At 58.8% G+C, this 23,645-nt stretch carries 27 protein-coding genes and 1 tRNA gene; 3 read left to right on the top strand and 25 right to left on the bottom strand.

The annotated features are described in order from the left end of the window. Positions 1-33: 33 nt before the first annotated feature. The 18 genes from bamB to trmJ all read right to left on the bottom strand — a co-directional run bounded on the left by bamB (position 34) and on the right by trmJ (position 15,100). A complete protein-coding gene (gene bamB / locus PCPL58_RS08545; protein WP_042930335.1) occupies positions 34-1,188 on the bottom strand; it encodes an outer membrane protein assembly factor BamB in 1,155 nt (384 codons plus the stop codon). Beyond that, positions 1,181-1,822 carry a YfgM family protein gene (locus PCPL58_RS08540; RefSeq protein WP_065349232.1) on the bottom strand — a complete coding sequence of 214 codons (642 nt, stop codon included), beginning with the start codon at positions 1,820-1,822 and terminating at the stop codon, positions 1,181-1,183. Before PCPL58_RS08540 ends, bamB begins: the two co-directional genes overlap by 8 nt. A 39-nt stretch (positions 1,823-1,861) precedes the next feature. Then, positions 1,862-3,151, bottom strand: a complete 1,290-nt coding sequence (gene hisS / locus PCPL58_RS08535) for a histidine--tRNA ligase (RefSeq protein ID WP_065349231.1) — start codon at positions 3,149-3,151, stop codon at positions 1,862-1,864. 22 nt (positions 3,152-3,173) lie between these two features. Further along, complete coding sequence (ispG, locus tag PCPL58_RS08530) at positions 3,174-4,283, bottom strand: flavodoxin-dependent (E)-4-hydroxy-3-methylbut-2-enyl-diphosphate synthase (protein ID WP_065349230.1); 1,110 nt, start codon at positions 4,281-4,283, stop codon at positions 3,174-3,176. Between the two features lie 3 nt (positions 4,284-4,286). Then, positions 4,287-5,297, bottom strand: a complete 1,011-nt coding sequence (locus tag PCPL58_RS08525; protein WP_065349229.1) for a RodZ domain-containing protein — start codon at positions 5,295-5,297, stop codon at positions 4,287-4,289. After that, on the bottom strand, positions 5,297-6,055 hold the full coding sequence (gene pilW, locus PCPL58_RS08520; protein ID WP_003409116.1) for a type IV pilus biogenesis/stability protein PilW: 759 nt from the start codon (positions 6,053-6,055) through the stop codon (positions 5,297-5,299). The genes PCPL58_RS08525 and pilW overlap by 1 nt, the downstream gene beginning before the upstream one ends. Positions 6,056-6,081: 26 nt before the next feature. Then, the gene (rlmN, locus tag PCPL58_RS08515) at positions 6,082-7,230 is read right to left on the bottom strand and encodes a dual-specificity RNA methyltransferase RlmN (protein WP_003433455.1); all 1,149 of its coding nucleotides are present in this window, start codon (positions 7,228-7,230) and stop codon (positions 6,082-6,084) included. A 33-nt stretch (positions 7,231-7,263) separates the two neighbouring features. Further along, positions 7,264-7,689 carry a nucleoside-diphosphate kinase gene (gene ndk, locus PCPL58_RS08510; RefSeq protein WP_002552482.1) on the bottom strand — a complete coding sequence of 142 codons (426 nt, stop codon included), beginning with the start codon at positions 7,687-7,689 and terminating at the stop codon, positions 7,264-7,266. 96 nt (positions 7,690-7,785) lie between these two features. Continuing rightward, complete coding sequence (gene iscX / locus PCPL58_RS08505; RefSeq protein WP_002552481.1) at positions 7,786-7,986, bottom strand: Fe-S cluster assembly protein IscX; 201 nt, start codon at positions 7,984-7,986, stop codon at positions 7,786-7,788. A gap of 14 nt (positions 7,987-8,000) precedes the next feature. Continuing rightward, positions 8,001-8,342, bottom strand: a complete 342-nt coding sequence (gene fdx, locus PCPL58_RS08500) for an ISC system 2Fe-2S type ferredoxin (RefSeq protein ID WP_003433456.1) — start codon at positions 8,340-8,342, stop codon at positions 8,001-8,003. A gap of 3 nt (positions 8,343-8,345) precedes the next feature. Further along, entirely contained in the window at positions 8,346-10,208 is a 1,863-nt protein-coding gene (gene hscA / locus PCPL58_RS08495; RefSeq protein ID WP_003433457.1) for a Fe-S protein assembly chaperone HscA, read from the bottom strand. Between the two features lie 44 nt (positions 10,209-10,252). Beyond that, on the bottom strand, positions 10,253-10,774 hold the full coding sequence (hscB, locus tag PCPL58_RS08490; protein WP_065349228.1) for a co-chaperone HscB: 522 nt from the start codon (positions 10,772-10,774) through the stop codon (positions 10,253-10,255). Positions 10,775-10,785: 11 nt separating this feature from the next. Next, positions 10,786-11,109, bottom strand: a complete 324-nt coding sequence (gene iscA / locus PCPL58_RS08485) for an iron-sulfur cluster assembly protein IscA (RefSeq protein WP_003365093.1) — start codon at positions 11,107-11,109, stop codon at positions 10,786-10,788. A gap of 71 nt (positions 11,110-11,180) precedes the next feature. Continuing rightward, positions 11,181-11,567, bottom strand: coding sequence for a Fe-S cluster assembly scaffold IscU (gene iscU / locus PCPL58_RS08480; RefSeq protein ID WP_002552476.1), 387 nt, complete (start codon positions 11,565-11,567; stop codon positions 11,181-11,183). An 82-nt stretch (positions 11,568-11,649) separates the two neighbouring features. Continuing rightward, positions 11,650-12,864: an IscS subfamily cysteine desulfurase gene (locus tag PCPL58_RS08475; RefSeq protein WP_003365095.1), complete on the bottom strand. Its 1,215-nt coding sequence runs from the start codon at positions 12,862-12,864 to the stop codon at positions 11,650-11,652. 44 nt (positions 12,865-12,908) lie between these two features. Then, on the bottom strand, positions 12,909-13,400 hold the full coding sequence (gene iscR, locus PCPL58_RS08470; protein ID WP_065349227.1) for a Fe-S cluster assembly transcriptional regulator IscR: 492 nt from the start codon (positions 13,398-13,400) through the stop codon (positions 12,909-12,911). Positions 13,401-13,559: 159 nt separating this feature from the next. Then, positions 13,560-14,336 carry a serine O-acetyltransferase gene (cysE, locus tag PCPL58_RS08465; RefSeq protein ID WP_003365098.1) on the bottom strand — a complete coding sequence of 259 codons (777 nt, stop codon included), beginning with the start codon at positions 14,334-14,336 and terminating at the stop codon, positions 13,560-13,562. After that, positions 14,336-15,100, bottom strand: a complete 765-nt coding sequence (gene trmJ, locus PCPL58_RS08460; protein WP_065349226.1) for a tRNA (cytosine(32)/uridine(32)-2'-O)-methyltransferase TrmJ — start codon at positions 15,098-15,100, stop codon at positions 14,336-14,338. Before trmJ ends, cysE begins: the two co-directional genes overlap by 1 nt. Positions 15,101-15,315: 215 nt before the next feature. Between trmJ and suhB the strand changes: the two genes are divergently transcribed. After that, positions 15,316-16,131: a type III secretion system regulator SuhB gene (suhB, locus tag PCPL58_RS08455; protein ID WP_003314166.1), complete on the top strand. Its 816-nt coding sequence runs from the start codon at positions 15,316-15,318 to the stop codon at positions 16,129-16,131. Positions 16,132-16,197: 66 nt separating this feature from the next. On the opposite strand, the gene PCPL58_RS08450 is transcribed toward suhB, so the two are convergent. From PCPL58_RS08450 to queA, 6 genes are all read right to left on the bottom strand, one after another. Further along, on the bottom strand, positions 16,198-16,737 hold the full coding sequence (locus PCPL58_RS08450; RefSeq protein ID WP_002552471.1) for a glycine zipper 2TM domain-containing protein: 540 nt from the start codon (positions 16,735-16,737) through the stop codon (positions 16,198-16,200). A 108-nt stretch (positions 16,738-16,845) separates the two neighbouring features. Continuing rightward, positions 16,846-17,757, bottom strand: a complete 912-nt coding sequence (gene secF / locus PCPL58_RS08445) for a protein translocase subunit SecF (RefSeq protein WP_003433459.1) — start codon at positions 17,755-17,757, stop codon at positions 16,846-16,848. Positions 17,758-17,766: 9 nt separating this feature from the next. Continuing rightward, positions 17,767-19,635, bottom strand: coding sequence for a protein translocase subunit SecD (gene secD / locus PCPL58_RS08440; protein ID WP_065349225.1), 1,869 nt, complete (start codon positions 19,633-19,635; stop codon positions 17,767-17,769). A 63-nt stretch (positions 19,636-19,698) separates the two neighbouring features. Then, entirely contained in the window at positions 19,699-20,034 is a 336-nt protein-coding gene (yajC, locus tag PCPL58_RS08435) for a preprotein translocase subunit YajC (RefSeq protein ID WP_002552468.1), read from the bottom strand. A gap of 53 nt (positions 20,035-20,087) precedes the next feature. Continuing rightward, positions 20,088-21,203 carry a tRNA guanosine(34) transglycosylase Tgt gene (gene tgt / locus PCPL58_RS08430; protein WP_003365111.1) on the bottom strand — a complete coding sequence of 372 codons (1,116 nt, stop codon included), beginning with the start codon at positions 21,201-21,203 and terminating at the stop codon, positions 20,088-20,090. 14 nt (positions 21,204-21,217) lie between these two features. After that, positions 21,218-22,282: a tRNA preQ1(34) S-adenosylmethionine ribosyltransferase-isomerase QueA gene (gene queA, locus PCPL58_RS08425; RefSeq protein ID WP_002552466.1), complete on the bottom strand. Its 1,065-nt coding sequence runs from the start codon at positions 22,280-22,282 to the stop codon at positions 21,218-21,220. A gap of 117 nt (positions 22,283-22,399) precedes the next feature. Between queA and PCPL58_RS08420 the strand changes: the two genes are divergently transcribed. After that, positions 22,400-22,484 (top strand) — tRNA-Leu (locus tag PCPL58_RS08420). Positions 22,485-22,652: 168 nt separating this feature from the next. Next, positions 22,653-23,063 (top strand): hypothetical protein, encoded by a 411-nt coding sequence (locus PCPL58_RS08415; RefSeq protein WP_065349224.1) that lies wholly within the window; start codon positions 22,653-22,655, stop codon positions 23,061-23,063. Between the two features lie 154 nt (positions 23,064-23,217). On the opposite strand, the gene PCPL58_RS08410 is transcribed toward PCPL58_RS08415, so the two are convergent. Continuing rightward, positions 23,218-23,637 (bottom strand): ethanolamine utilization protein, encoded by a 420-nt coding sequence (locus PCPL58_RS08410; protein WP_065349223.1) that lies wholly within the window; start codon positions 23,635-23,637, stop codon positions 23,218-23,220. Between the last annotated feature and the right edge of the window lie 8 nt (positions 23,638-23,645).

Below are 23,645 nucleotides of genomic sequence, written 5' to 3'. Positions count from 1 at the left end.
GCACCCGGGGCCATTGGCCCCGGGCATGGACACTTATTGCTTGATGGTCAGGGCTTCCAGTTTGCCGCTGTTGCCATACACGTAAATCATGTCCCCAACCACCAGCGGACGCGCACGCAGGCCGTCGCTGTCGATACGTTCGCGACCGACAAAACGACCGTCCACCTGGCTCAACAGGTGCAGGTAGCCTTCCATGTCACCGACCGCTACGTAGCTGGAATACACTTCCGGCGCGCCGAGCTGGCGGCGAGCCAGTGATTCGTTGCTCCACAGTGCAGAGGACGAACGCTCGTCGATACCTTCGACAGTACCGGAGGCCAGAGTGGCATAGACGCTGCCAAAGCCCTGGGCGACACCCGAGTAGCTCGAAGCATCACGCTGCCAGAGCACACGACCGCTTTCCAGATCGAGACCGGCGACGCGACCCTGATAGGTAGCAACGTACAGCGTACCGCCGGACAGCAACAGGCCGCCGTCGATATCGACCACACGATCCAGTTCCGAGCGACCTTGCGGGATGGCAACACGCTGCTCCCAGATCGGCACGCCGTTAGTGATATCCAGAGCGACGACCTTGCCGGTCGACAGACCTGCCACGGCAAGACGGTTGGTCGCCAGCGGAGCACCGGTACCGCGCAGGGTCAGCACCGCCGGGGTACTTTCGTAGATCCAGAGCTGCGAACCGGTAGAGGCGTCAAAACCGACGATGCGGTCATCCTGAGTCTGGACAACGACCACGGAACCGTTGGTGGCAGGCGGAGCCAGCACTTCGCTGGTGACGCGAGCGCGCCACTTTTCTTCACCGGACGTGGCGTCCATGGCAATCACTTCACCCTTGAGGGTGCCGATCATCACCAGTCCGTAGCCCACGCCGACTGCACCGGAAACGGGCAGGTCGAGATCCTTCTTCCAGATCACGTCGCCAGTCAGACGGTCCAGCGACACGACTTCGCCCGTGACGTCAGCCGCATAGATGCGGTCGCCATCAATGGCCGGCACGAGCATGTTGTAAGTCTTGCCCTGACCGTCGCCAATGGAACGGCTCCACTGCTTATGCAGAACCACTTCTTCTTTGAAGTCGGTCAGCTCGGCCGGAGGCAATTCCTTTTTGCTGTTGCTGCTGCAACCCGCGGCCAGAATGGCCAGAGCCAGCAATGCTGCATGTTTCCAACGAATCACGTCACGCATCCCCTTTCGCCAGATCGTCGAGCTTCATTTGCAGGCCACCCACTGCTGCGTCTTCGGACAGAGCAGATTTGGCCTTTTGGTATGCAGCATACGCCTCGTCGGTACGACCCAGCTGTACCAGCAGGTCACCCTTGAGTTCTTCACGACTGGCGAGGAAAGCCTTGTCGGCATCGCCGTCGAGCAGCTTCAGCGCGTCATCGGTCTTGTTCTGCGCAGCCAGCACGCGTGCCAGACGCTGACGGGCAATCTCGCCCAGCGTGTCATTGGCAGGTTTGTCGGCCACGGTTTTCAGATCGGCTGCAGCATCGTCCAGCTTGCCAGCATCGACCGCCACCTTGGCGACGAACAGGCTACCGAACTGTGCGTAGGTAGTGCCACCGAATTCGCTTTTCAGTTTGCCGGAGATCTCAGCGACACGTGCGGTGTCTGCCTGACCACTGGGCGTCAGTGCGGTTTCCAGCAATTGCTGATAAAGCATCGAGGCGCCTTGCGACTGGCTGGCCTGATACCTGTGCCAGAACTGCCAACCCAGAACCACGACCAACGCAAGCAGACCGCCGGTCAACAGAGGTTTGCCGTTGCGCTGCCACCAGTCCTTCATTACCGCCAGCTCTTCATCTTCGGTACCCGACACCCCAATACTCCTATTCGCTAAACGGCTGTTAAATCAGCTTCAACCCTGCACGACGCAGGAGGCCAGGTGCTCTGACAGAGCATCCCAGGCAATATTTTGTTGTTCACCCTGGCCACGCAGGGGCTTGACGCCAATGACCTTCGCCGCCAGTTCTTCTTCGCCGAGGATCAGTGCGAACAGCGCACCGCTCTTGTCGGCCTTCTTGAACTGGCTTTTGAAGCTGCCGGCACCGGCGTTGACCTGCAACCGCAGGGTCGGCAGCTGATCACGGACCTTTTCGGTCAATGCCAGTGACGCCAGCTCGGCCGCTTCGCCGAATGCGCACAGGTAGACATCGACCTGACGGGCAATCTCTTCCGGCACCTGTTCAAGGGTTTCGAGCAGCAGAACCAGACGCTCGATACCCATCGCGAAACCGACGCCTGCAGTAGGCTTGCCACCCATCTGCTCGACCAGACCGTCGTAACGACCGCCCGCACAGACCGTACCCTGGGCACCGAGTTGATCGGTGACCCACTCGAAAACGGTCTTGCTGTAGTAGTCCAGGCCACGCACCAGCTTGGGATTGATCACATAAGGAATACCGGCGGCGTCCAGACGGGCCTTCAGGCCTTCGAAGTGAACGCGGGATTCGTCATCCAGGTAGTCCGCCAGTTTCGGCGCATCGACCAGCACAGCCTGGGTTTCAGGGTGCTTGGTGTCCAGCACGCGCAGCGGGTTGGTTTTCAGGCGGCGCTGGCTGTCTTCGTCCAGTTGGTCGAGACGGGCCGAGAGGTATTCGACCAGCGCGTCGCGATAACGCGCACGCGCCTCGCTGGTGCCCAGGCTGTTCAGCTCGAGCTTCACGGCGTTGCGGATGCCCAGCAGGCCCCACAGGCGCCAGGTCATGACAATCAGTTCGGCATCGATATCCGGACCGTCCAGGTTGAAAACCTCGACACCGATCTGATGAAACTGACGATAACGGCCTTTCTGTGGACGCTCGTGACGGAACATCGGACCGATGTACCACAGTTTTTGAACCTGGCCGCCGCCAGTGATGCCGTGTTCGAGGACCGCACGCACGCATGCGGCAGTGCCTTCAGGGCGCAGGGTCAGAGAGTCACCGTTACGATCGGCGAAGGTGTACATCTCTTTCTCGACGATATCGGTCACTTCACCGATGGAGCGCTTGAACAGCTCGGTGAATTCGACGATAGGCATACGAATCTGGCGGTAACCGTAGTTATCCAGCAGACGGGCAACAGTGCCTTCGAAGTGACGCCACAACGGCGTCTGCTCGGGCAGGATGTCGTTCATGCCACGAATGGCTTGTAGAGACTTACTCACAGAAAATCCTTAGCAATCCGGGTTAGCCGCGCACGATGACCGAGGCGTCGGCTTCGGCTTTTTCAGCCGCTTTCTCGCGAATCAAGCGTTCCAGCTCATTCACGAGATTGTCATTGGTCAGTTTCTGCGCGGGTTTGCCGTCGATGTAGATCAGGTTCGGCGTACCACCGGTCAGGCCGATATGCGCCTCTTTGGCTTCGCCCGGACCATTGACCACACAACCGATGACCGCAACATCGAGCGGAACCAGCAAATCCTCGAGGCGAACTTCCAGCTCGTTCATGGTCTTGACCACATCGAAGTTCTGCCGTGAGCAGCTCGGGCAGGCGATGAAGTTGATTCCACGCGAACGAAGGCGCAACGATTTGAGAATGTCGTACCCGACCTTCACTTCCTCGACCGGGTCAGCCGCCAGCGAGATGCGGATAGTATCGCCAATTCCTTCGGCGAGCAGCATACCGAGACCGACAGCCGATTTCACCGTACCTGAACGCAAGCCACCGGCTTCGGTGATGCCCAGGTGCAGCGGCTGAACAATCTCCTTGGCCAGCAGGCGATAGGCAGCGACGGCCATAAACACATCGGAAGCCTTGACGCTGACCTTGAAGTCCGGAAAGTTCAGGCGTTCCAGGTGCTCGACATGGCGCAGCGCAGATTCTACCAAGGCCTCTGGCGTAGGCTCGCCGTACTTCTTCTGCAGGTCTTTTTCCAGCGAACCGGCGTTGACGCCGATACGGATCGGGATGCCTCGATCACGCGCAGCATCGACCACGGCACGCACACGGTCCTCACGACCGATATTGCCCGGGTTGATACGCAGACAGTCGACGCCCAGCTCCGCCACACGCAGGGCGATGCGGTAATCGAAGTGGATGTCGGCGACCAGCGGCACCTTGACCAGTTGCTTGATGCGGCCGAACGCTTCGGCAGCGTCCATGTCGGGCACCGAAACACGCACGATGTCGACACCCGCCGCTTCCAGACGATTGATCTGTGCCACGGTAGCGGCCACAGCGTTGGTATCACTGTTGGTCATGCTTTGCACCGCGATCGGTGCATCACCGCCGACTGGTACGGAACCGACCCATATTTTCCGGGATTCGCGACGCTTGATTGGAGATTCGCCGTGCATGACTTATTGCCCTAGCTTCAGGCGAGCAGTTTCGCCGCTGGTAAAAGGTGCTACATCCACAGGCTGACCGTTGTAGCTGACCTGCGCACCATGCGCGTAGCCCAGACGCAGGGTCAACGGCGGCTTGCCGCTGACATCCAGACTGTCGCCCTTGCGCTTGAGGCCGCTGACCAGCACCTTGCCGTTTCCGTCAGTGACCTGGGTCCAGCAATCGGCAACGAACTGTACGGTCACCTGACCGGCACCCGCCACGACAGGCGCTGGCTGCTCGGCAGGTGCAGTCGGCATCGACGGCACGGTCGGCGCAGCAACGGGGGCTTGCGGCGTGCTCGCCGGTGGCGTGGCAGCAGCAGGCGTCTGTGTTTGTGGTTGTGCGGTTGCATGACCTGTAACGCTGGAAGCCGGGGCCGCTGGCGCAGCAGCTGGCGCCTCACTGGCAGGCGCACCGGTATTCAACGGCAAGGAAGTTTGTCCGGAGGCAGGCGTTTCAGCCACAGCAGGCTCTTCCGGCTCGTCGAGCGGGTGAATCTGCGTGGTGCCGTCGGCACTTTCGACTTCGACGTGCTCCATGTTCAGCCCGGACTGATCCTTGCCGCGCAAGGTCGCCTGATCCTGCCACCAGAAGAAACCACCGCCGACCAGGATCACCAGCAACAGCAGGCTGACGATACGCAGAATGTTGTGCGACAGCCTGACCGGCTCTTCGATACGGCCCAGCGCGTGGACCGAACTGCCTTTACCGTCAGTGCCGGTGAACTGGTCGAACTGTTCGACCAGCGCCGCCTGATCAAGGTCAAGCAGTTTAGCGTAGGCACGCACGTAGCCCCGGGCAAACGTATGCCCAGGCAGCTTTTCAAACTGGCCGTTCTCCAGATTGGTCAGGGAGGTCACGGTGAGATTGAGTCTCAAGGCCACATCTGGCAGCGACCAGCTCCTGCTCTCGCGGGCCTGGCGCAGGGTTTCTCCAGGATTCACGCGATTGGTTGCTACAACTTCGGGATGCGCCGCTTTCATCATTGCTCCGACAGGTATTGCTGATATTCCGGCGTACCGGGATAGAGTCTTTTCAACAGCAGGCCAAAGCTGGCTGCCTTGTTACGATCATCATATATCTTCGCCAGCCGTGTACCGAGCAATAGACTACGTGCATTTTGCTCGCTGAGTTGGCTAAAACGGTCGTAATAGTCACGCGCCGGCACATATTGCTTGTCTTCGTAGGACAGCTGAGCCATTTCCAGCAAGGATAATGGCAACTGACGGTCCAGGCGCAATGCCTTGGTAAAATGCTCGCGAGCCTGCTCGCGGTTGCCCAGTTTCAGCGAGGTCATGCCCAGGCTTTCAAAAACCCGTGACCGCTCAGGATACAGGTTGTCGGCAGCCGCCTGTTCAAAACGCTCGTAGGCTTCCTTGTAACGTTTTTGCTCGAACAGAAAACTGCCGTAATTGTTGACGATACGTGTTTCGTTATTGCTGGCGGCCAACGCCTTGCGAAAGTACTGCTCTGCCAGCTCCGGCTCCATCTCTGTCTGGAACACCAGGGCCAGCGCGGCGTTGGCCTGCGCATCCGAGCTGTCGAGTTCAAGCGCCTTTTTCAGCGGAACCTTGGCGCGCTCGGTCTGCCCCTGCTGGAAATAACCCAGGCCAAGCTGCACGTAAGCCTTGCGCGCTTCCTCGCGCCCCTGGGCCGTCGTCAGCGGGTTGACGTTACCGGTGGACACGCACGCTGTCAGCAGGACGACAACACAGAGCAGCAGCGAGGCACGCACAGGCATGGAGTCTCTCTCGGTCAGGTTCGCAGTCAGGTTCGAGTCACCGCGACAGGGGCCGCATCGGCCTCGGCGCTCAACTCACGCACTGCAATGTAGCGTTCGCTACGGCGTGTGCGGTCCATCACCTGCCCGACCAACTGGCCGCATGCAGCATCGATATCTTCACCGCGTGTGGTGCGCACAGTGACGTTATAACCGGCCTGATGCAACAGGTCCTGAAAACGACGGATTGCGTTGTTGCTGGGACGCTCGTAACCGGAGTGCGGAAACGGGTTGAACGGAATCAGGTTGATCTTGCAAGGTGTGTCCTTGAGCAGTTCGATCATCTCGACCGCGTGCTCTACCTTGTCGTTGATGTCCTTGAGCATGGTGTACTCGATGGTGAGCACACGCTTTTCGCCCAGATTGGACATATAGCGACGGCAGGACTCGAGAAGCATTTTCAACGGGTATTTCTTGTTGAGCGGCACCAACTGGTTGCGCAGCGCATCGTTCGGTGCGTGCAGCGACAAGGCCAGGGACACGTCGATGTGCTTGGAAAGCTCATCGATCATCGGCACCACACCGGAGGTGGACAAGGTCACCCGGCGCTTGGAAATGCCATACCCCAGGTCATCCATCATCAGATGCATGGCGGCAATGACATTGTCGAAGTTCAGCAGCGGCTCACCCATGCCCATCATCACCACGTTGGTGATGGCACGGTCGACGGTCGCCGGGACGCTGCCGAAGGATTTGTTGGCAATCCACACCTGACCGATGACTTCGGCGGCGGTGAGGTTGCTGTTGAAGCCTTGCTTGCCCGTGGAACAGAAGCTGCAATCCAGGGCACAGCCCGCCTGGGACGAAACACACAAGGTGCCACGCTTGCCCTGCGGAATGTAGACGGTCTCGACACAGCTGCCGGACTCTACGCGCACCACCCATTTACGGGTGCCGTCGCTGGAGATGTCCTCGCTGACCACTTCGGGACCGCGAACTTCGGCACAGGCCTTGAGCTTTTCGCGCAGGGCCTTGCTGACGTTCGTCATCGCGTCGAAATCGTCGACGCCGAAGTGGTGAATCCACTTCATGACCTGACCGGCACGGAAGCGCTTCTCCCCGATAGAGTCGAAGAATTTCTCCATTTCCTGTTGAGTCAGCCCCAGCAGGTTGGTTTTACCAGTCGATGCAATCATGAATTCACCCTTCACTCGTCAGTCAAAAATGACTTAGCGAGCGGTTACTTCGGTAGCTGCGAAGAAGTACGAGATTTCGCGAGCGGCGGCTGCTTCGGAATCGGAGCCGTGAACAGCGTTGGCGTCGATGGAATCAGCGAAATCAGCACGGATGGTGCCGGCAGCAGCTTCTTTAGGGTTGGTAGCGCCCATCAGCTCGCGGTTCAGAGCGATAGCGTTTTCGCCTTCCAGAACCTGAACGACAACCGGACCGGAGATCATGAAAGCAACCAGGTCGCCGAAGAAACCGCGAGCGCTGTGCTCAGCGTAGAAACCTTCAGCTTCGGCCTTGGACAGTTGCTTCAGCTTGGAAGCGACAACGCGCAGACCGGCTTTTTCGAAACGAGTGGTGATCTCGCCGATTACGTTCTTGGCAACGGCGTCAGGCTTGATGATGGAGAAAGTACGTTGAACAGCCATGGTGAAACTCCAGAAGCAGTGATTGAAGCGAAAAATTAAACCCGCGAATTATACGCGGGTTCTGGTGTATTGCCTAACTGCGTACGTTACTGAACGTCAATCGGCCTCTTCGATCCATAACCCCTGGATCGCCTCGAGAACCTTTTCCCCACTACGGTCAGGGTGGTCATCGAACTCAGGCAAGGCCATGACCAGATTACGCAGCCTGGGAAAACTCACAGTCAACGGATCGACATCCGGGTGGCTTTCAGCCAGCTGGATGGCGATTTCCTGCACATCAACCCATTTGAGACTCATGAGCAATCCTTGAATCAGTGTGGCGCTTCAGCGGCGTGGTTGAGCGAATACTTGGGTATTTCGACCGTGAGGTCTTCGTTGCCGACAATGGCCTGACAGGACAGACGCGATTGCGCTTCCAGCCCCCACGCCTTGTCGAGCATGTCTTCTTCCAGCTCATCGGCTTCATTCAGCGAACCGAAACCTTCGCGAATGATGCAATGGCATGTGGTGCACGCACACACGCCACCACAGGCGCTTTCAATCTCGATGTGGTGCTCGTGGGCAATGTCGAGAATAGACGTGCCGGGCTCCACTTCTACAACCAGCCCGTCCGGGCAATGCTCGGCGTGGGGCAGAAAAATCACCTGCGGCATCAGTTATTCCTCAATCTCATTCAAGTTGCGCCCGGCCAGTGCGGCTTTTACCGTCGAATCGAGGCGTCGGGCAGCAAATGCATCGGTTACCTGCGACAGACGCTTGGTCTGCTGCTCGATGGCATAACCATCGGTGCCTTGCATCAGTTCACGGAGTTCGTCCATCTGCAGATTGATGACCAGGCGCTCTTCCTCGTCGAGAAGACGCTCGCCATCGGCATCCAGGGCACCCTGAACAGCTTCGAGCAGACGCTCGGCATCAACCTGATGCTCACGCAGCACACGAGCGACCTTGTCGTCGCCGGCATACTCGAAAGAGTCCTTGAGCATGCGGGTGACTTCGTCATCGGTCAGCCCGTAGGAAGGCTTGACCTGAATGCTCGACTCGATACCCGAGCCCATTTCACGCGCCGAAACGCTGAGCAGACCGTCAGCATCGACCTGGAAGGTGACACGAATCTTTGCCGCACCCGCGACCATCGGCGGGATGCCACGCAGCTCGAAGCGCGCCAGCGAACGACAGTCGCTGATCAATTCACGCTCACCCTGCAGTACATGAATCTTCATGGCCGTCTGGCCATCCTTGTACGTGGTGAATTCCTGACCACGCGCCACAGGGATGGTGGTGTTGCGCGGAATGACCTTCTCCATCAGACCGCCCATGGTTTCCAGCCCCAGCGAGAGCGGAATCACATCGAGGAGCAGCAGCTCGCCACCGTCACGCTTGTTGCCGGCCAGAGTATCGGCCTGGATCGCAGCCCCGATGGCCACCACCTGATCCGGGTCGATCTCGGTCAACGGCTGACGACCGAAAAGCTCGGCCACCGCTTCGCGTACGCGTGGAACTCGGGTTGAACCGCCGACCATGACCACCGCTTCGACTTCTTCAAGCTCGATACCGGTGTCACGCACCGCACGACGACAGGCCTTGAGACTGCGCGCGACCATAGGCTCGATCAGCGCATTGAGCGCCTCGCGGGTCAGCGTGCCACGCCAGTCACCGTAGGCGACCTCGACAGACTCGGCGTCAGTCAGCGCTTCCTTGGCCGAGCACGCAGCCTGCAGCAGGCTGCGTTGCGCGGAAGGGTCGATATCGGCAGACAGACCGGCATCAGTGACAATCCAGTTAGCTATCGCATGATCGAAGTCATCGCCACCCAGAGCGGTATCGCCGCCAGTGGCCAGTACTTCAAACACACCGCCGGTCAGGCGCAGGATCGAGATATCGAAGGTCCCGCCACCCAAGTCATAGATGGCAACCACGCCTTCGGCTTTCTGATCCAGGCCATAGGCGACAGCCGCCGCCGTGGGCTCATTGAGCAGGCGCAGTACGTTGAGGCCCGCCAGTCTGGCAGCGTCCTTGGTCGCCTGACGCTGAGCGTCATCGAAGTAGGCAGGAACGGTGATCACCGCGCCTACCAGCTCGCCACCCAACGAGGCTTCTGCGCGCTGGCGCAGGACCTTGAGGATGTCGGCAGACACTTCGACCGGGCTTTTCGGCCCCTGCACGGTGTCGATGAACGGCATGTGCGACTCACCGCCAACAAACCGGTACGGCAGTTGCTCGCCCAGTTGCTTGACGTCGGTCAGACCACGCCCCATGAGACGCTTGACCGACAGAACGGTATTGAACGGGTCCTGGGAGGCGGCGATCTTTGCTGACTGCCCTACTTCGACACGATCAGCGTGATAGCGCACGGCAGACGGCAGAATGACCTGCCCCTCTGCATCGGCCAGCGGTTCGGACAGGCCGCTGCGTACTGCAGCAACCAGAGAATTGGTGGTGCCCAGGTCGATACCCACAGCCAGACGACGCTGGTGCGGTTGAGGACTCAGGCCGGGTTCGGCGATCTGCAGTAAAGCCATGCTGTTCAGAATAATCACTGGCGCGCGGCCGAAGCCGCGCGGGGTTAATCGTCGAGGCGCTCTTCTAACTGGCGCACTTCGTGAGAGAGCTTGTCGAGAAACTGCATACGCCGCATCAGCTTTTCAGCGTGCTCGCGCTGTGCAGCATCATTCCAACAGGCCGCGAAGCTCTGGTTCAGTTCGTCCTGAGCGACCTTGAGCTGACGCTTGAAGGTCGCAACGCCGGCGAGATCAGCCTCTTCCTGCAAGTCCTCGAGGTCTTCGCGCAATTGCATCTGCTGCAGAAGAAACTCGGGATCATGCACCGTGACTTCGAGCGGCACTTCGTTGCCGTTCATTGCCAGCAGGTAGCGCGCCCTTTTCGGCGGGCTTTTCAGGGTCTGATAGGCCTCGTTGAGACTGGCCGAGCGCTCCAGCGCCACACGCTGCTCACGCTCGGAGGCATCCGCAAAGCGATCCGGATGCACGTTACGCGCAAGCTCACGGTAGCGCGTGGCCAGCTGGTCAAGATCAAGCTGAAACTCGGGCTTGAGGTCGAACAGGGCGAAGTGACAGGGAGTACCCACAATAAAAAGCCTCAGACGTTGAAGCTTTCGCCACAGCCGCACTCACCGCGCGAATTGGGATTATTGAACTTGAAGCCTTCGTTCAACCCTTCACGCACGAAATCGAGCTCGGTGCCATCCAGATAGACCAGACTCTTCGGGTCAATGATCACCTTGACGCCGTGCATTTCAAACACGGTGTCTTCGCTGGCCGCCTCATCGACGAACTCGAGCACATAGGCAAGACCTGAACAGCCTGTGGTGCGAACACCCAGACGAACGCCGTCACCCTTGCCGCGCCCCTCGAGGGAACGTCGTACGTGGTTAGCGGCAGCTTCTGTCATGCTGATAGCCATCGGAACTCCTTAGCCTGTTGCATTAGCCTGTTGCAGTTGACTCTGTCGCAAGCTTCTCTTGAAAAGCCTGCTTACAGCAGACCTTTCTTTTGCTTGTAATCGCGAACGGCCGCCTTGATGGCGTCTTCAGCGAGTACCGAGCAGTGAATCTTCACTGGCGGCAGTGCCAGCTCTTCAGCCAACTGAGTGTTCTTGATGGTCTCTGCTTCATCCAGAGTCTTGCCTTTCATCCACTCGGTCGCCAGGGAGCTGGACGCAATGGCCGAACCACAGCCGTAGGTCTTGAACTTGGCGTCTTCGATAACGCCCTGCTCGTTGACCTTGATCTGCAGGCGCATCACGTCGCCGCACGCAGGAGCGCCGACCATGCCGGTGCCCACATCAGGATCTTCCGCGTTCATCTTGCCGACGTTACGTGGATTTTCGTAGTGGTCGATGACCTTTTCGCTGTAAGCCATGATTCTATTCCTCTCACATCAGGGAGCCGCTCTGCAGGTCACGTCGCAATTGCCCATGACCTGTCTTGGAGGCGACTTTAAATTAGTGCGCCGCCCACTCGATCTTGGAGATGTCGACGCCGTCTTTGAACATGTCCCACAGCGGCGAAAGCGTGCGCAGCCGGGTGACAGCCTCGCAAACTTTCTGCGCGGCGTAATCGATTTCCTCTTCGGTGCTGAAACGGCCGAAGGTGAAACGAATCGAGCTGTGCGCCAGTTCGTCGTTGCGACCCAGGGCACGCAGCACGTACGAAGGCTCAAGCGAGGCCGAGGTACAGGCCGAACCGGACGATACCGCCAGGTCCTTGAGCGCCATGATCAGCGACTCGCCTTCGACATAGTTGAAGCTCAGGTTCAGGTTGTGCGGTACGCGTGCGGTCAGACTGCCGTTGACGTACAGCTCTTCCAGGTTTTCGACCTGCTTGAAGAAACGATCGCTGAGTGCCTTGATGCGCACGTTTTCAGCAGCCATTTCTTCCTTGGCGATACGGAATGCTTCGCCCATGCCGACGATCTGGTGAGTCGCCAGGGTGCCGGAGCGCATGCCACGCTCGTGACCGCCGCCGTGCATGGTCGCTTCAAGGCGAACACGTGGCTTGCGGCTGACGTAGAGTGCACCGATGCCTTTGGGGCCGTAGGTTTTGTGTGCAGAGAACGACATCAGGTCAACCTTGAGGCTGGCCAGATCGATTTCAACCTTGCCGGTCGACTGCGCGCCATCGACGTGGAACAGCACACCACGTGAACGGGTCAGCTCACCGATCGCGGCGATATCGTTGATGGTGCCGATCTCGTTGTTCACATGCATGATCGAAACCAGGATGGTGTCGTCGCGCAGTGCCGCTTCAATCATGGCAGGCGTGATCAGACCGTCTTCGCCTGGCTCGATGTAGGTCACTTCGAAACCTTCGCGCTCCAGCTGGCGAGTGGTGTCGAGGACAGCCTTGTGCTCAACCTTCGACGTGATCAGGTGCTTGCCTTTGCTGGCGTAGAAATGCGCAACACCTTTAATAGCCAGGTTGTTGGATTCAGTGGCACCCGAGGTCCAGACGATTTCGCGCGGATCGGCGTTGACCAGATCAGCGACCTGACGACGAGCGTTCTCGACCGCTTCTTCGGCTTTCCAGCCAAAGACGTGGGAGCGCGAGGCCGGGTTGCCGAAGTTTCCTTCGACGGTCAGGCAATCGATCATTTTCTGCGCGACACGCGGATCGACCGGGGTCGTCGCGGAGTAGTCGAGGTAAATTGGCAATTTCATTGAAGCTCTCCTATCAGGCAGGCGCACCGCTCATTCATCTGCGTTCATTCGACGGCGGACGTTTCGATCTTACCCAGTTGCGACATGTTGTTATGACCACGGCGCATATCCTGGCGCTGAGCGACTTCTTGTACCTCACGGCGAGTGACAAGATCCGCCAAGCTGATACCGCTTAGAAATTCGTGAATCTGCTGGCTCAGGTCGCACCACAGGTGGTGGGTCAGGCAGGTATCGCCAGCATGGCAATCGCCCAGACCCTGACACCGCGTGGCATCGACAGATTCATTGACTGCATCGACAACCTGAGCAACCTGGATGCCTTTCATGTCGCGCGACAGCTGGTAACCACCACCCGGACCACGAACACTGGAAACCAGATTGCCGCGACGCAGCTTGGCGAACAGCTGCTCGAGGTAGGACAGGGAAATACCCTGCCGCTCGGAGATGTCGGCCAGAGACACTGGCCCGTTCTGCGCGTGCAACGCCAGGTCAAGCATGGCTGTTACAGCGTATCGGCCTTTAGTAGTCAGTCGCATGGCGTATACCGCAGAGGTTCGGAATGAGAGCGAGTATGCTATTCCCGAGTAAAAGAGTCAACTATTAGACCAAGTAAAACAGTCGGGATTAGCGAAAAGCGCGGGCTGCATCATAGCAAAGGTGCGGCGTAATGGCACGCACCCTGCCCACCGTGAGCGCTAGCCGACCTTGCCTTCCTGGCAGTCCTTGACGCAGTCGAAAACCTCGTCACGCAGCTCGGGCAGCTCCTTGGCGCGGTAATCGCTGCCAAGCCTGCCGAGTGCATCGCACATGCCTTCCAGGCGCCCATCGACAGCCTGCAAATGGTCAAGCAACTGGCCAATGGCGCGCGCGACCGGATCGGGCATATCTGCACTGACACCGTAGGCATCAAAGCCGAGCTTCTCGGCCATGGCCTTGCGCCTGGCCTCAACCTCGTCGTCCGACTTGACGATGATGCGCCCCGGAATACCCACGGCAGTCGCGCCCGCAGGCACAGCCTTGGTGACCACTGCGTTGGAGCCGATCTTTGCGCCGGCGCCCACCGTGAACGGCCCGAGCACCTTGGCACCCGCCCCGACCACTACACCGTCTTCCAGCGTCGGATGGCGCTTGCCGGCATTCCAGCTGGTGCCACCCAGGGTCACGCCCTGGTAGAGGGTGACGTCATTGCCGATCTCGGCGGTTTCGCCGATCACGATGCCCATGCCGTGATCGATGAAAAAACGGCGGCCGATGCGCGCGCCCGGATGGATCTCGATTCCAGTCATCCAGCGGCCAAAGTTCGAGACCACCCGTGCCGGCCATTTCCAGCCGTTGCGCCACAGAATATGGGCGAAGCGGTGCAGCCAGATCGCATGCATCCCCGGATAGCAGGTCAGGACTTCAAAGGCGTTGCGCGCTGCGGGATCGCGGTGGAACACGCTTTGAATGTCTTCTCGCAGACGCTCGAACATCACTGATCCTTTCGCTTGTAGGGTTCACCGCGCGCGGCTTTCTGGGTTTCAGTGAGCACACCGCGCAGGATACTCAGCTCGGATCGCTCGACTTCGCTACGCCCGTACAGCCTGCGCAACCGGGCCATCAGATGCCGTGGCTTTTCCGGATCAAGAAAGCCGATGGCCACCAGCGTGGCCTCGAGGTGGGTGTAGAAACCTTCCATTTCATCCATGGTCGCCAGTTCGGCACTGTGCGCCGACGCCGGCCTTGAAGCCTCGCCCTGCTCCGCGGCAGCCAGCCAGGCCACGCGCACCTCATAACTGAGCACCTGTACGGCAGCCGCCAGATTGAGAGAACTGAACGCGGGGTCAGACGGGATGTGCACATGGAAGTGGCAACGCTGCAGCTCTTCGTTGGTCAGACCCGCATGTTCGCGACCGAACACCAGCGCCACCTCGGCACCGTCGCCGGCCTGTTCGATGACTTTTTCACCCGAGGCACGCGGATCCAGCATAGGCCAAGGCAGGCTTCGATCCCGCGCGCTGGTGCCCAGCACCAGACGGCAGCCGACCAGCGCTTCTTCAAGGGTAGCCACCACCTGCGCGCCCTCGAGAATGTCGGTAGCGCCGGACGCACGCGCATCGGCATCGAGCGAAGGAAAAATGCGCGGATCGACCAGCACCAGACGCGAAAGCCCCATGTTTTTCATGGCGCGAGCAGCCCCGCCGATATTTCCGGGATGGGTAGTGCCGACCAGGACAACACGAATGTTCTGCAACAAAGCGAACGCTCACTGATACGAATTAGGGGGGCAAATCTTACAGAAACGGCTCGACTAACGCCATGAAGCTGTGAGAGCTGCAACAGCATGGGCGACCGCGCCGGACGCAAAAAAACACACACGAACCCGACAACCGTAACAACGCAAGGCTGGAAATAATTCGAATCAGCCCATAGAATGCCCGGCTATCTTTAACAACCTTAGGTGAATTATCCATGCAGCCCATGCTGAATATCGCGCTGCGCGCCGCCCGCAGCGCCAGCGAATTGATTTTCCGCTCCATCGAGCGCCTGGATACCATCAAGGTTGACGAAAAAGAAGCCAAAGACTACGTCACAGAGATCGACCGCGCTGCCGAGCAAAGCATCATCACCGCTCTGCGCAAGGCCTACCCGACTCACGGCATCCTCGGCGAAGAAAGCGGCCTGCACGAAGGCAGCGGCGAAGGCACCGACTACCTGTGGATCATCGACCCACTGGACGGCACCACCAACTTCGTTCGCGGCATCCCGCACTTTGCCGTCAGCATAGCCTGCAAATACCGCGGCCGCCTCGAGCACGCCGTGGTTCTCGACCCGGTCCGCCAGGAAGAATTCACCGCAAGCCGTGGTCGTGGCGCAGCCCTGAACGGTCGCCGTCTGCGCGTCAGCCAGCGCAAGAGCCTGGAAGGCGCCCTGCTCGGCACCGGCTTCCCGTTTCGTGACAACCAGATGGACAACATCGAGAACTACCTGGGCATGTTCCGCAGCCTGGTAGGCCAGACCGCCGGCATCCGCCGCGCAGGTGCTGCCAGCCTCGACCTGGCTTATGTCGCTGCCGGTCGCTTCGATGCGTTCTGGGAGTCAGGCCTGTCCGAGTGGGACATGGCTGCAGGCGCCCTGCTGATTCAGGAAGCAGGCGGTCTGGTCAGCGATTTCACCGGTGGTCACGACTTCCTCGAGAAAGGCCACATCGTTGCCGGCAACACCAAGTGCTTCAAGGCGGTACTGACCGCGATCGCACCGCACCTGCCAGCTTCGCTCAAGCGTTAAGCGGCAGGCATAAAAAAACCGGCGCAAGCCGGTTTTTTTATGTCTTGTGAAGCTCAGCGGCTGGCGTTACTGCGCCTGACCCAATATCAGCTGACCGTTCTTGTCGACCGGAATCTGGCTACCCGGATCACGCTCCATACGAACCTGACCCACCTTCTCGTTCAGCTTGTACTTGACGTTGTAGCCCACAACCTTGTCGCTCACATCATTGACCGTCGTGCAGCGGTTCTGCGTAGTGGTGTAGGTATCACGCTCCTGCATGCCTTCCTGAACCTTGTTACCCGCATAACCACCACCTACCGCGCCCGCAACTGTAGCGATCTTCTTGCCGTTACCGCCACCGATCTGGTTACCCAGCAAGCCACCGGCAACCGCGCCAATAACGCTACCGACGATCTGATGCTGGTCCTTGACCGGCGCCTGACGGGTAACGGTTACGTCCTTGCAAACTTCACGGGGGGTTTTGATCTGCTGATTGATCGGCTCTACCGCCAATACATCCGCATACTCAGGACCACCCTTGACCAAGCTATAGGTGGCAACGGCGCCGCCAGCAGTCACGACAGCAGCACCTAACACAGCACCAACAAGCATAGACTTGTTCACTTGAACCTCCTGACCAATCGAAACGCAGCATGGCTGCGCAATGCCTAGCCTTGGAGCATAAAAAAAGGCGCGAGTTCAGCACTCGCGCCTTTTTTATGATGGCCGGACCTACGGGAGGTCGTCAGCCTTCTCGACGACCACTGGAGGAATGAGATCCTCGGTGGTCAGGTTCAGCCAGATCAGCACCACGTTGGCGATGTAGATGGACGAGTAGGTACCCGCCAGTACGCCGATGAACAACGCGATGGAGAAGCCTTCCAGGCTGTCACCGCCAAACACCCACAACGCCACGATCGCCAACAGGGTCGAAACCGAGGTGGCAATGGTGCGCAGCAGTGTCTGCGTGGTGGAGATGTTGATGTTCTCGATCAACGAAGCCTTGCGCAGCAGGCGGAAGTTTTCGCGTACCCGGTCGAAGACCACAATGGTGTCGTTCAGCGAGTAGCCGATGATCGCCAGCACCGCCGCCAGCACCGTCAGGTCGAAGGTGATCTGGAAGAACGACAGGATCCCCATCGTCACCACCACGTCGTGAATCAGCGAGACGATCGCCCCGACTGCGAATTTCCACTGGAAGCGGAATGCCAGGTAGATCAGGACACCGCCAAGCGCCATCAGCATGCCGAGGCCGCCCTGATCGCGCAGCTCTTCACCGACCTGCGGGCCGACGAACTCGACACGCTTGACCACTGCCGGGTTATCGGCACCGGCCTTGCGCAGCGCCTCGGCAACCTGGGTGCCCAGTTGCGGGTCTTCACCCGGCATGCGCACCAGCAAGTCGGTGGTGGCGCCGAAGCTCTGTACAACGGCTTCGTGATAGCCCGCCGAAACCAGCTCCTGACGAACCTTGCCCAGATCGGCGGGACGTTCGTAGGTCAGCTCGATGAGCGTACCGCCGGTGAAGTCCAGACCAAAGTTGAGCCCTTTATGGAACCAGCTGAACAACGCCAGTACGGTAAGGAGCATTGTGATGGCGAACGCAACATTGCGAACGCCCATGAAGTTGATGGTACGTAACATGGCAGCCCCTTAAATCCACAACTTCTTGAAGTCACGACCGCCGTAGATCAGGTTGACCATAGCGCGGGTCACCATGATGGCCGTGAACATCGAGGTAAAGATCCCGAGCGACATGGTCACCGCAAACCCCTTGACCGGGCCGGTGCCCATCGCAAAGAGAATGCCGCCGACCAGCAGCGTCGTCAGGTTGGCGTCGAGGATCGCCGTGTAGGCACGATCGAAACCTTCGTTGATAGCACGCTGAACCGTCATGCCGTTGGCGATCTCTTCACGAATCCGCGAGAAGATCAGCACGTTGGCGTCCACCGCCATACCCATGGTCAACACGATACCGGCGATACCCGGCAGTGTCAGTGTGGCACCCAGCAAGGACATCAATGCCAGCAGCATGACCATGTTGAGGGCCAGTGCCACGGTCGCGATCAGACCGAAGAAGCGGTAGATCGCCATGATGAACAGCGAGACGAACAGCATGCCCCACAGGGAAGCGTCGATACCCTTGGTGATGTTGTCGGCACCCAGGCTAGGACCGATGGTGCGCTCTTCAGCGAAGTACATCGGCGCAGCCAGACCACCGGCACGCAACAGCAGCGCCAGCTCGGAAGACTCACCCTGACCATTCAGACCGGTAATCCGGAACTGGCTGCCCAGTGGCGACTGAATGGTCGCCAGACTGATGATTTTCTTGTCTTCCTTGAAAGTCTGCACCGGCACGTCTTTCTCGACGCCATCGACCATCTGTTTGGTGTAGGTGGTGGTCGGACGCTGCTCGATGAAGATCACCGCCATGCTGCGCCCCACATTGCTGCGGGTTGCACGGCTCATCAGTTCGCCGCCGTGACCATCGAGGTTGATATTCACCTGTGGACGACCATGCTCGTCGAAGCTGGCCTTGGCGTCAGTCACCTGATCACCGGTAATGATCAGACCACGCTCCACCGCCGCTGCCGGACGACCGCCTTCGCGGAATTCGAACATCTCGGTGGTGCCTTTCGAATCATCCGGGCCTGCACCCAGACGGAATTCGAGGTTGGCGGTCTTGCCCAGAATACGCTTGGCCTCGGCCGTGTCCTGCACACCCGGCAGCTCGACCACGATGCGGTTGGCACCCTGGCGCTGAACCAGCGGCTCGGCAACACCCAGCTCGTTGACCCGGTTACGCACGGTGGTCAGGTTCTGCTTGATCGAGTATTCGCGAATCTCGGCCAGCTTGGCAGGCGTCAACGCCATGCGCAGTACCGGGATACCGTTCAGCTCGGCAGGCGTGATTTCGAAATCGGTAAAGGTCTTGCGTACCAGTGCACGCGCCTGCTCACGCTCTGCGTCGTCGGTGAAGCCCAGCTGAATCACATTGCCCAGTTGCGGCAGGCTGCGATAACGCACCTTTTCCTTGCGCAACAGGGATTTGACTTCGCCTTCGTAGACTTTCAGACGTGCATCGATCGCCTTGTCCATGTCGACTTCCAGCAGGAAGTGCACACCGCCGGACAGGTCGAGACCAAGCTTCATCGGGCTTGCACCCAGGTGACGCAACCAGGTCGGTGTGGTACGCGCCAGGTTCAGTGCAACGACATAGTCGTCACCCAACGCCTTGCGCACGACATCCTTGGCTGGCAACTGATCTTCCTGCTTGTTCAGACGCAACAAACCGCCCTTGCCATTCTCGGCCAGAGAAGAAGCCTTGACCGAGATGCCGGCATCGGCAAGCGCCTTGGCTGCACGATCCACGTCCGCCTGATTGACTTGCAGCGCAGTGCTTGCGCCGCTGATCTGGATGGCAGAATCATCAGGGTAGAGATTGGGTGCGGAATAAATAAAACCGACCACCAGCACCGCCAGGATCAGTACGTATTTCCACAGAGGGTATTTGTTCAGCATCACGCCGCCCGCTTAAAACGCGGGGCGCCTTGCGCGCCCCGTCGATGGGTAAAAAGTTGTTGCTCAGATCGCTTTCAGGGTGCCTTTAGGCAGAGTGGCCGCGATGGCGCCCTTCTGGATTTTCAGCTCAACGGTGTCAGACACTTCGATGACCACGAAGTCATCGGTCACTTTGTTGATCTTGCCCGCGATACCGCCACTGGTGACAACTTCGTCGCCTTTCTGCAGGTTGCCCAGCAGGTTTTTCTGCTCTTTGGCGCGCTTGGCCTGTGGACGCCAGATCATCAGATAGAAGATGACCAGGAAGCCGACCAGGAAGATCCACTCGAAACCACTGCCCGCAGGACCGGCAGCCGGTGCAGCAGCATCCGCAAAAGCGGGAGAGATGAAAAAGCTCATTTGTCGCTCCAGTTACATAATTAGTATAAAAAGCAGGAAAAACTCGTTCTGTTTCAACCCAGAGGCGGCGTTGGAAGACCGCGTTTGGCATAGAAGGCATCGACGAAGGCGGCCAATGTACCCTGTTGAATAGCCTCGCGCAAACCAGCCATAAGCAGCTGGTAGTGCCGCAAATTATGGATTGTATTGAGCATGCTCCCCAGCATTTCCCCGCACTTGTCCAGGTGATGCAGATAAGCGCGCGAGAAGTTCTTGCAGGTGTAGCAATCGCAGGTCGGATCCAGCGGCGAATTGTCGTGGCGATGGAACGCGTTACGGATTTTCAATACACCGGTATCGGTGAATAGATGGCCGTTGCGGGCGTTGCGGGTGGGCATCACGCAGTCGAACATGTCGACGCCACGGCGCACACCTTCGACCAGATCTTCCGGCTTGCCTACACCCATCAGGTAACGAGGTTTGTCTGCCGGCATGAGGCCTGGCAGGTAGTCCAGCACCTTGATCATCTCGTGCTTGGGTTCTCCCACCGACAGACCGCCGATCGCCAGACCGTCAAAGCCGATCTCGTCCAGGCCTTCCAGCGAGCGCTTGCGCAGGTTCTCGTGCATGCCGCCCTGAACGATGCCGAACAACGCGGCAGTGTTTTCGCCGTGGGCGATCTTGGAACGCTTGGCCCAGCGCAGCGACAGCTCCATGGAGACCCGCGCTACATCTTCGTCGGCCGGGTACGGCGTGCATTCGTCGAAGATCATCACGACGTCCGAGCCCAGATCACGCTGAACCTGCATCGACTCTTCAGGCCCCATGAACACCTTGGCACCATCGACCGGCGAGGCGAAGGTCACGCCCTCTTCCTTAATCTTGCGCATGGCGCCCAGGCTGAACACCTGAAAGCCGCCGGAGTCGGTCAGAATCGGCCCCTTCCACTGCATGAAATCGTGCAGGTCGCCGTGGCCCTTGATGACTTCGGTACCCGGACGCAGCCACAGGTGAAACGTGTTGCCCAGAATCATCTGCGCGCCGGTCGCCTCGATATCACGGGGCAGCATGCCCTTGACCGTGCCATAGGTGCCCACCGGCATGAACGCCGGGGTTTCCACCACACCGCGCGGGAAAGTCAGGCGACCGCGACGGGCTTTGCCATCGGTGGCCAACAACTCGAAAGACATACGACAGGTGCGACTCATGCGTGATCCTCTGGTGCCGATTCCTGTGGGGCCGTCGGCGCGGGATTGCGGGTGATGAACATCGCATCACCGTAACTGAAGAAGCGGTAGCCGTGCTCGATGGCCGCAGCATAAGCCGCCATCGTCTCGGGATAACCGGCGAACGCCGAAACCAGCATCAACAGCGTGGATTCAGGCAAATGGAAATTGGTCACCAGGGCATCGACCACGTGAAACGGCCGGCCTGGATAGATGAAGATGTCGGTATCGCCGCTGAACGGCTTCAGTTCGCCGTCACGCGCGGCACTCTCCAGCGAGCGCACACTGGTGGTCCCGACGGCAACCACTCGCCCGCCCCGTGCACGGCACGCGGCCACAGCGTCGACCACGTCCTGGCCAACTTCCAGCCATTCGCTGTGCATGTGGTGATCTTCGATCTGCTCGACGCGCACCGGCTGGAATGTACCCGCGCCAACGTGCAGCGTGACGAACGCAGTCTCGACGCCCTTGGCGGCGATCGCCTCCAGCAGCGGCTGATCGAAATGCAGGCCGGCAGTCGGTGCAGCCACAGCACCCGCACGCTGCGCGTATACGGTCTGATAACGCTCGCGATCCGCGCCTTCATCCGGACGGTCTATATAAGGAGGCAACGGCATATGGCCGACACGCTCCAGCAACGGCAGCACTTCTTCGGCGAAGCGCAGCTCGAACAGCGCATCGTGCCGCGCCACCATCTCGGCCTCGCCACCGCCGTCGATCAGAATCGACGAGCCAGGCTTGGGCGACTTGCTCGAACGCACATGCGCCAGCACACGATGGCTGTCCAGCACGCGCTCGACCAGAATCTCCAGCTTGCCGCCGGACGCCTTTTGCCCGAACAGACGTGCGGGAATGACCCGGGTATTGTTGAACACCATCAAATCGCCCGGGCGCAAATGCTCGAGCAAATCGGTGAATTGACGATGTGCCAGCGCGCCCGTCGGCCCATCGAGGGTCAACAGACGACTGCTGCGACGCTCGGCCAGCGGGTGGCGAGCAATCAGGGAATCGGGGAGTTCGAAGGTAAAGTCGGCGACGCGCATGATCGGGTTCGTTTAGCAGGGCCGGGAAGTTTATCCGGTTTGACGGCATTAGTAAAAAACCTGCGTAAATCCCTGTTGACCAACAGAAAACTCATCCTTATACTTCGCCGCCATTGAGCCCTGATGGCGGAATTGGTAGACGCGGCGGATTCAAAATCCGTTTTCGAAAGAAGTGGGAGTTCGATTCTCCCTCGGGGCACCACCTTTAAAAAAGACCTTGAAATTCAAGGTCTTTTTTTTCGTCTGGTGGAAAGTGGGCTGACTGAATCCGTGATCTCCCCACCTGCCCGGAATCGGCCGCAGAACACCCAGCCCCCACCCTTTCTGGCGCAGAATGTGGGAACGGAGTCACACAACCAAGGATAACGCCATGAACAAGATCGTCTACGTAAAAGCTTACTTCAAACCCGTTGGAGAAGAGGTCACAGTTAAAGTGCCTACCGGCGAAATCAAACAAGGCTTTTTCGGCGAGAAAGAAGTCATGAGAAAAGAGACCCGATGGCAGCAAACCGGGTGGTCTGATTGTCAGATAGACGGTGAACGACTATCGAAAGACGTCGAAGACGCAGTGGCGCAACTCAACGCTGACGGTTATGAGATTCAAACGGTATTACCTATATTGTCCGGGGCTTATGATTATGCGCTCAAATACCGATACGAAATACGTCACAATAGAACTGAACTAAGCCCAGGAGACCAGTCCTATGTCTTCGGCTATGGCTACAGTTTCACCGAAGGCGTGACGCTGGTGGCGAAAAAATTTCAGTCGTCTGCAAGCTGAATAATAGTGACCTCGTGCCACGGACGCCGCTCTGCCCTCTGATACGAAAACGCCTGCCTCAACAAGAGGCAAGCGTACTCACGTGCACAAGACCTGCCCGTATCAGCAAACGCAAGACGCTCGCCTCCACAAAATAACATGATAGATTGGGCTACTACTTTTTAGCGGCAGAGGGCGCGCCGCCGTTGTATTTGTCGGTGTTGTTGTCGTTATCAAGATCGCGGTCATTTCCGCCAAACGCCGCATCCGTGTGGTGGTCATTGTCCATATCCTTGTCATTACCGCCAAATGATGCATCCGTGTGGTTATCATTATCGAGATCCTTGTCAGTACCACCAAATGCCGCATCGGTATGGTTGTCGTTGTCCATATCCTTGTCATTGCCACCAAATGCAGCGTCAGTGACGTTGTCGTTATCCAGGTCCTTGTCGTTACCACCACACGTAGCATCAGTACTGTTGTCGTTGTCCATGTCACAATCGTTTACAGCATACGTAGGTAACGAAGTACCCACGATGGTCAACGCCAGAAGAAGGCCGCCGATCTTTGCAGTCAGAGTTTTATACGCACGCATCAATGTTT

Origin of the sequence: Pseudomonas cerasi, from assembly GCF_900074915.1 — a bacterium.
Taxonomy (GTDB): domain Bacteria; phylum Pseudomonadota; class Gammaproteobacteria; order Pseudomonadales; family Pseudomonadaceae; genus Aquipseudomonas; species Aquipseudomonas cerasi.
The sequence above is the reverse complement of the archived record's forward strand: the minus strand, read 5'-3'. Positions and strand labels throughout refer to the sequence as shown.

Coding starts and splice junctions, on each gene's coding strand:
- iscX (WP_002552481.1), bottom strand. CDS start 7,986: ATGAGTCTCAAATGGGTTGATGTGCAGGAAATCGCCATCCAGCTGGCT.
- yajC (WP_002552468.1), bottom strand. CDS start 20,034: ATGAGCTTTTTCATCTCTCCCGCTTTTGCGGATGCTGCTGCACCGGCT.
- bamB (WP_042930335.1), bottom strand. CDS start 1,188: ATGCGTGACGTGATTCGTTGGAAACATGCAGCATTGCTGGCTCTGGCC.
- PCPL58_RS08475 (WP_003365095.1), bottom strand. CDS start 12,864: ATGAAATTGCCAATTTACCTCGACTACTCCGCGACGACCCCGGTCGAT.
- queA (WP_002552466.1), bottom strand. CDS start 22,282: ATGCGCGTCGCCGACTTTACCTTCGAACTCCCCGATTCCCTGATTGCT.
- iscU (WP_002552476.1), bottom strand. CDS start 11,567: ATGGCTTACAGCGAAAAGGTCATCGACCACTACGAAAATCCACGTAAC.
- PCPL58_RS08525 (WP_065349229.1), bottom strand. CDS start 5,297: ATGAAAGCGGCGCATCCCGAAGTTGTAGCAACCAATCGCGTGAATCCT.
- tgt (WP_003365111.1), bottom strand. CDS start 21,203: ATGTCTTTCGAGTTGTTGGCCACCGATGGCAAAGCCCGTCGCGGTCGC.
- fdx (WP_003433456.1), bottom strand. CDS start 8,342: ATGCCGCAGGTGATTTTTCTGCCCCACGCCGAGCATTGCCCGGACGGG.
- ispG (WP_065349230.1), bottom strand. CDS start 4,283: ATGCACGGCGAATCTCCAATCAAGCGTCGCGAATCCCGGAAAATATGG.
- PCPL58_RS08415 (WP_065349224.1), top strand. CDS start 22,653: ATGAACAAGATCGTCTACGTAAAAGCTTACTTCAAACCCGTTGGAGAA.
- pilW (WP_003409116.1), bottom strand. CDS start 6,055: ATGCCTGTGCGTGCCTCGCTGCTGCTCTGTGTTGTCGTCCTGCTGACA.
- ndk (WP_002552482.1), bottom strand. CDS start 7,689: ATGGCTGTTCAACGTACTTTCTCCATCATCAAGCCTGACGCCGTTGCC.
- suhB (WP_003314166.1), top strand. CDS start 15,316: ATGCAGCCCATGCTGAATATCGCGCTGCGCGCCGCCCGCAGCGCCAGC.
- cysE (WP_003365098.1), bottom strand. CDS start 14,336: ATGTTCGAGCGTCTGCGAGAAGACATTCAAAGCGTGTTCCACCGCGAT.
- hscA (WP_003433457.1), bottom strand. CDS start 10,208: ATGGCTTTACTGCAGATCGCCGAACCCGGCCTGAGTCCTCAACCGCAC.
- secD (WP_065349225.1), bottom strand. CDS start 19,635: ATGCTGAACAAATACCCTCTGTGGAAATACGTACTGATCCTGGCGGTG.
- iscR (WP_065349227.1), bottom strand. CDS start 13,400: ATGCGACTGACTACTAAAGGCCGATACGCTGTAACAGCCATGCTTGAC.
- secF (WP_003433459.1), bottom strand. CDS start 17,757: ATGTTACGTACCATCAACTTCATGGGCGTTCGCAATGTTGCGTTCGCC.
- PCPL58_RS08410 (WP_065349223.1), bottom strand. CDS start 23,637: ATGCGTGCGTATAAAACTCTGACTGCAAAGATCGGCGGCCTTCTTCTG.
- rlmN (WP_003433455.1), bottom strand. CDS start 7,230: ATGATTGCATCGACTGGTAAAACCAACCTGCTGGGGCTGACTCAACAG.
- iscA (WP_003365093.1), bottom strand. CDS start 11,109: ATGGCTATCAGCATGACAGAAGCTGCCGCTAACCACGTACGACGTTCC.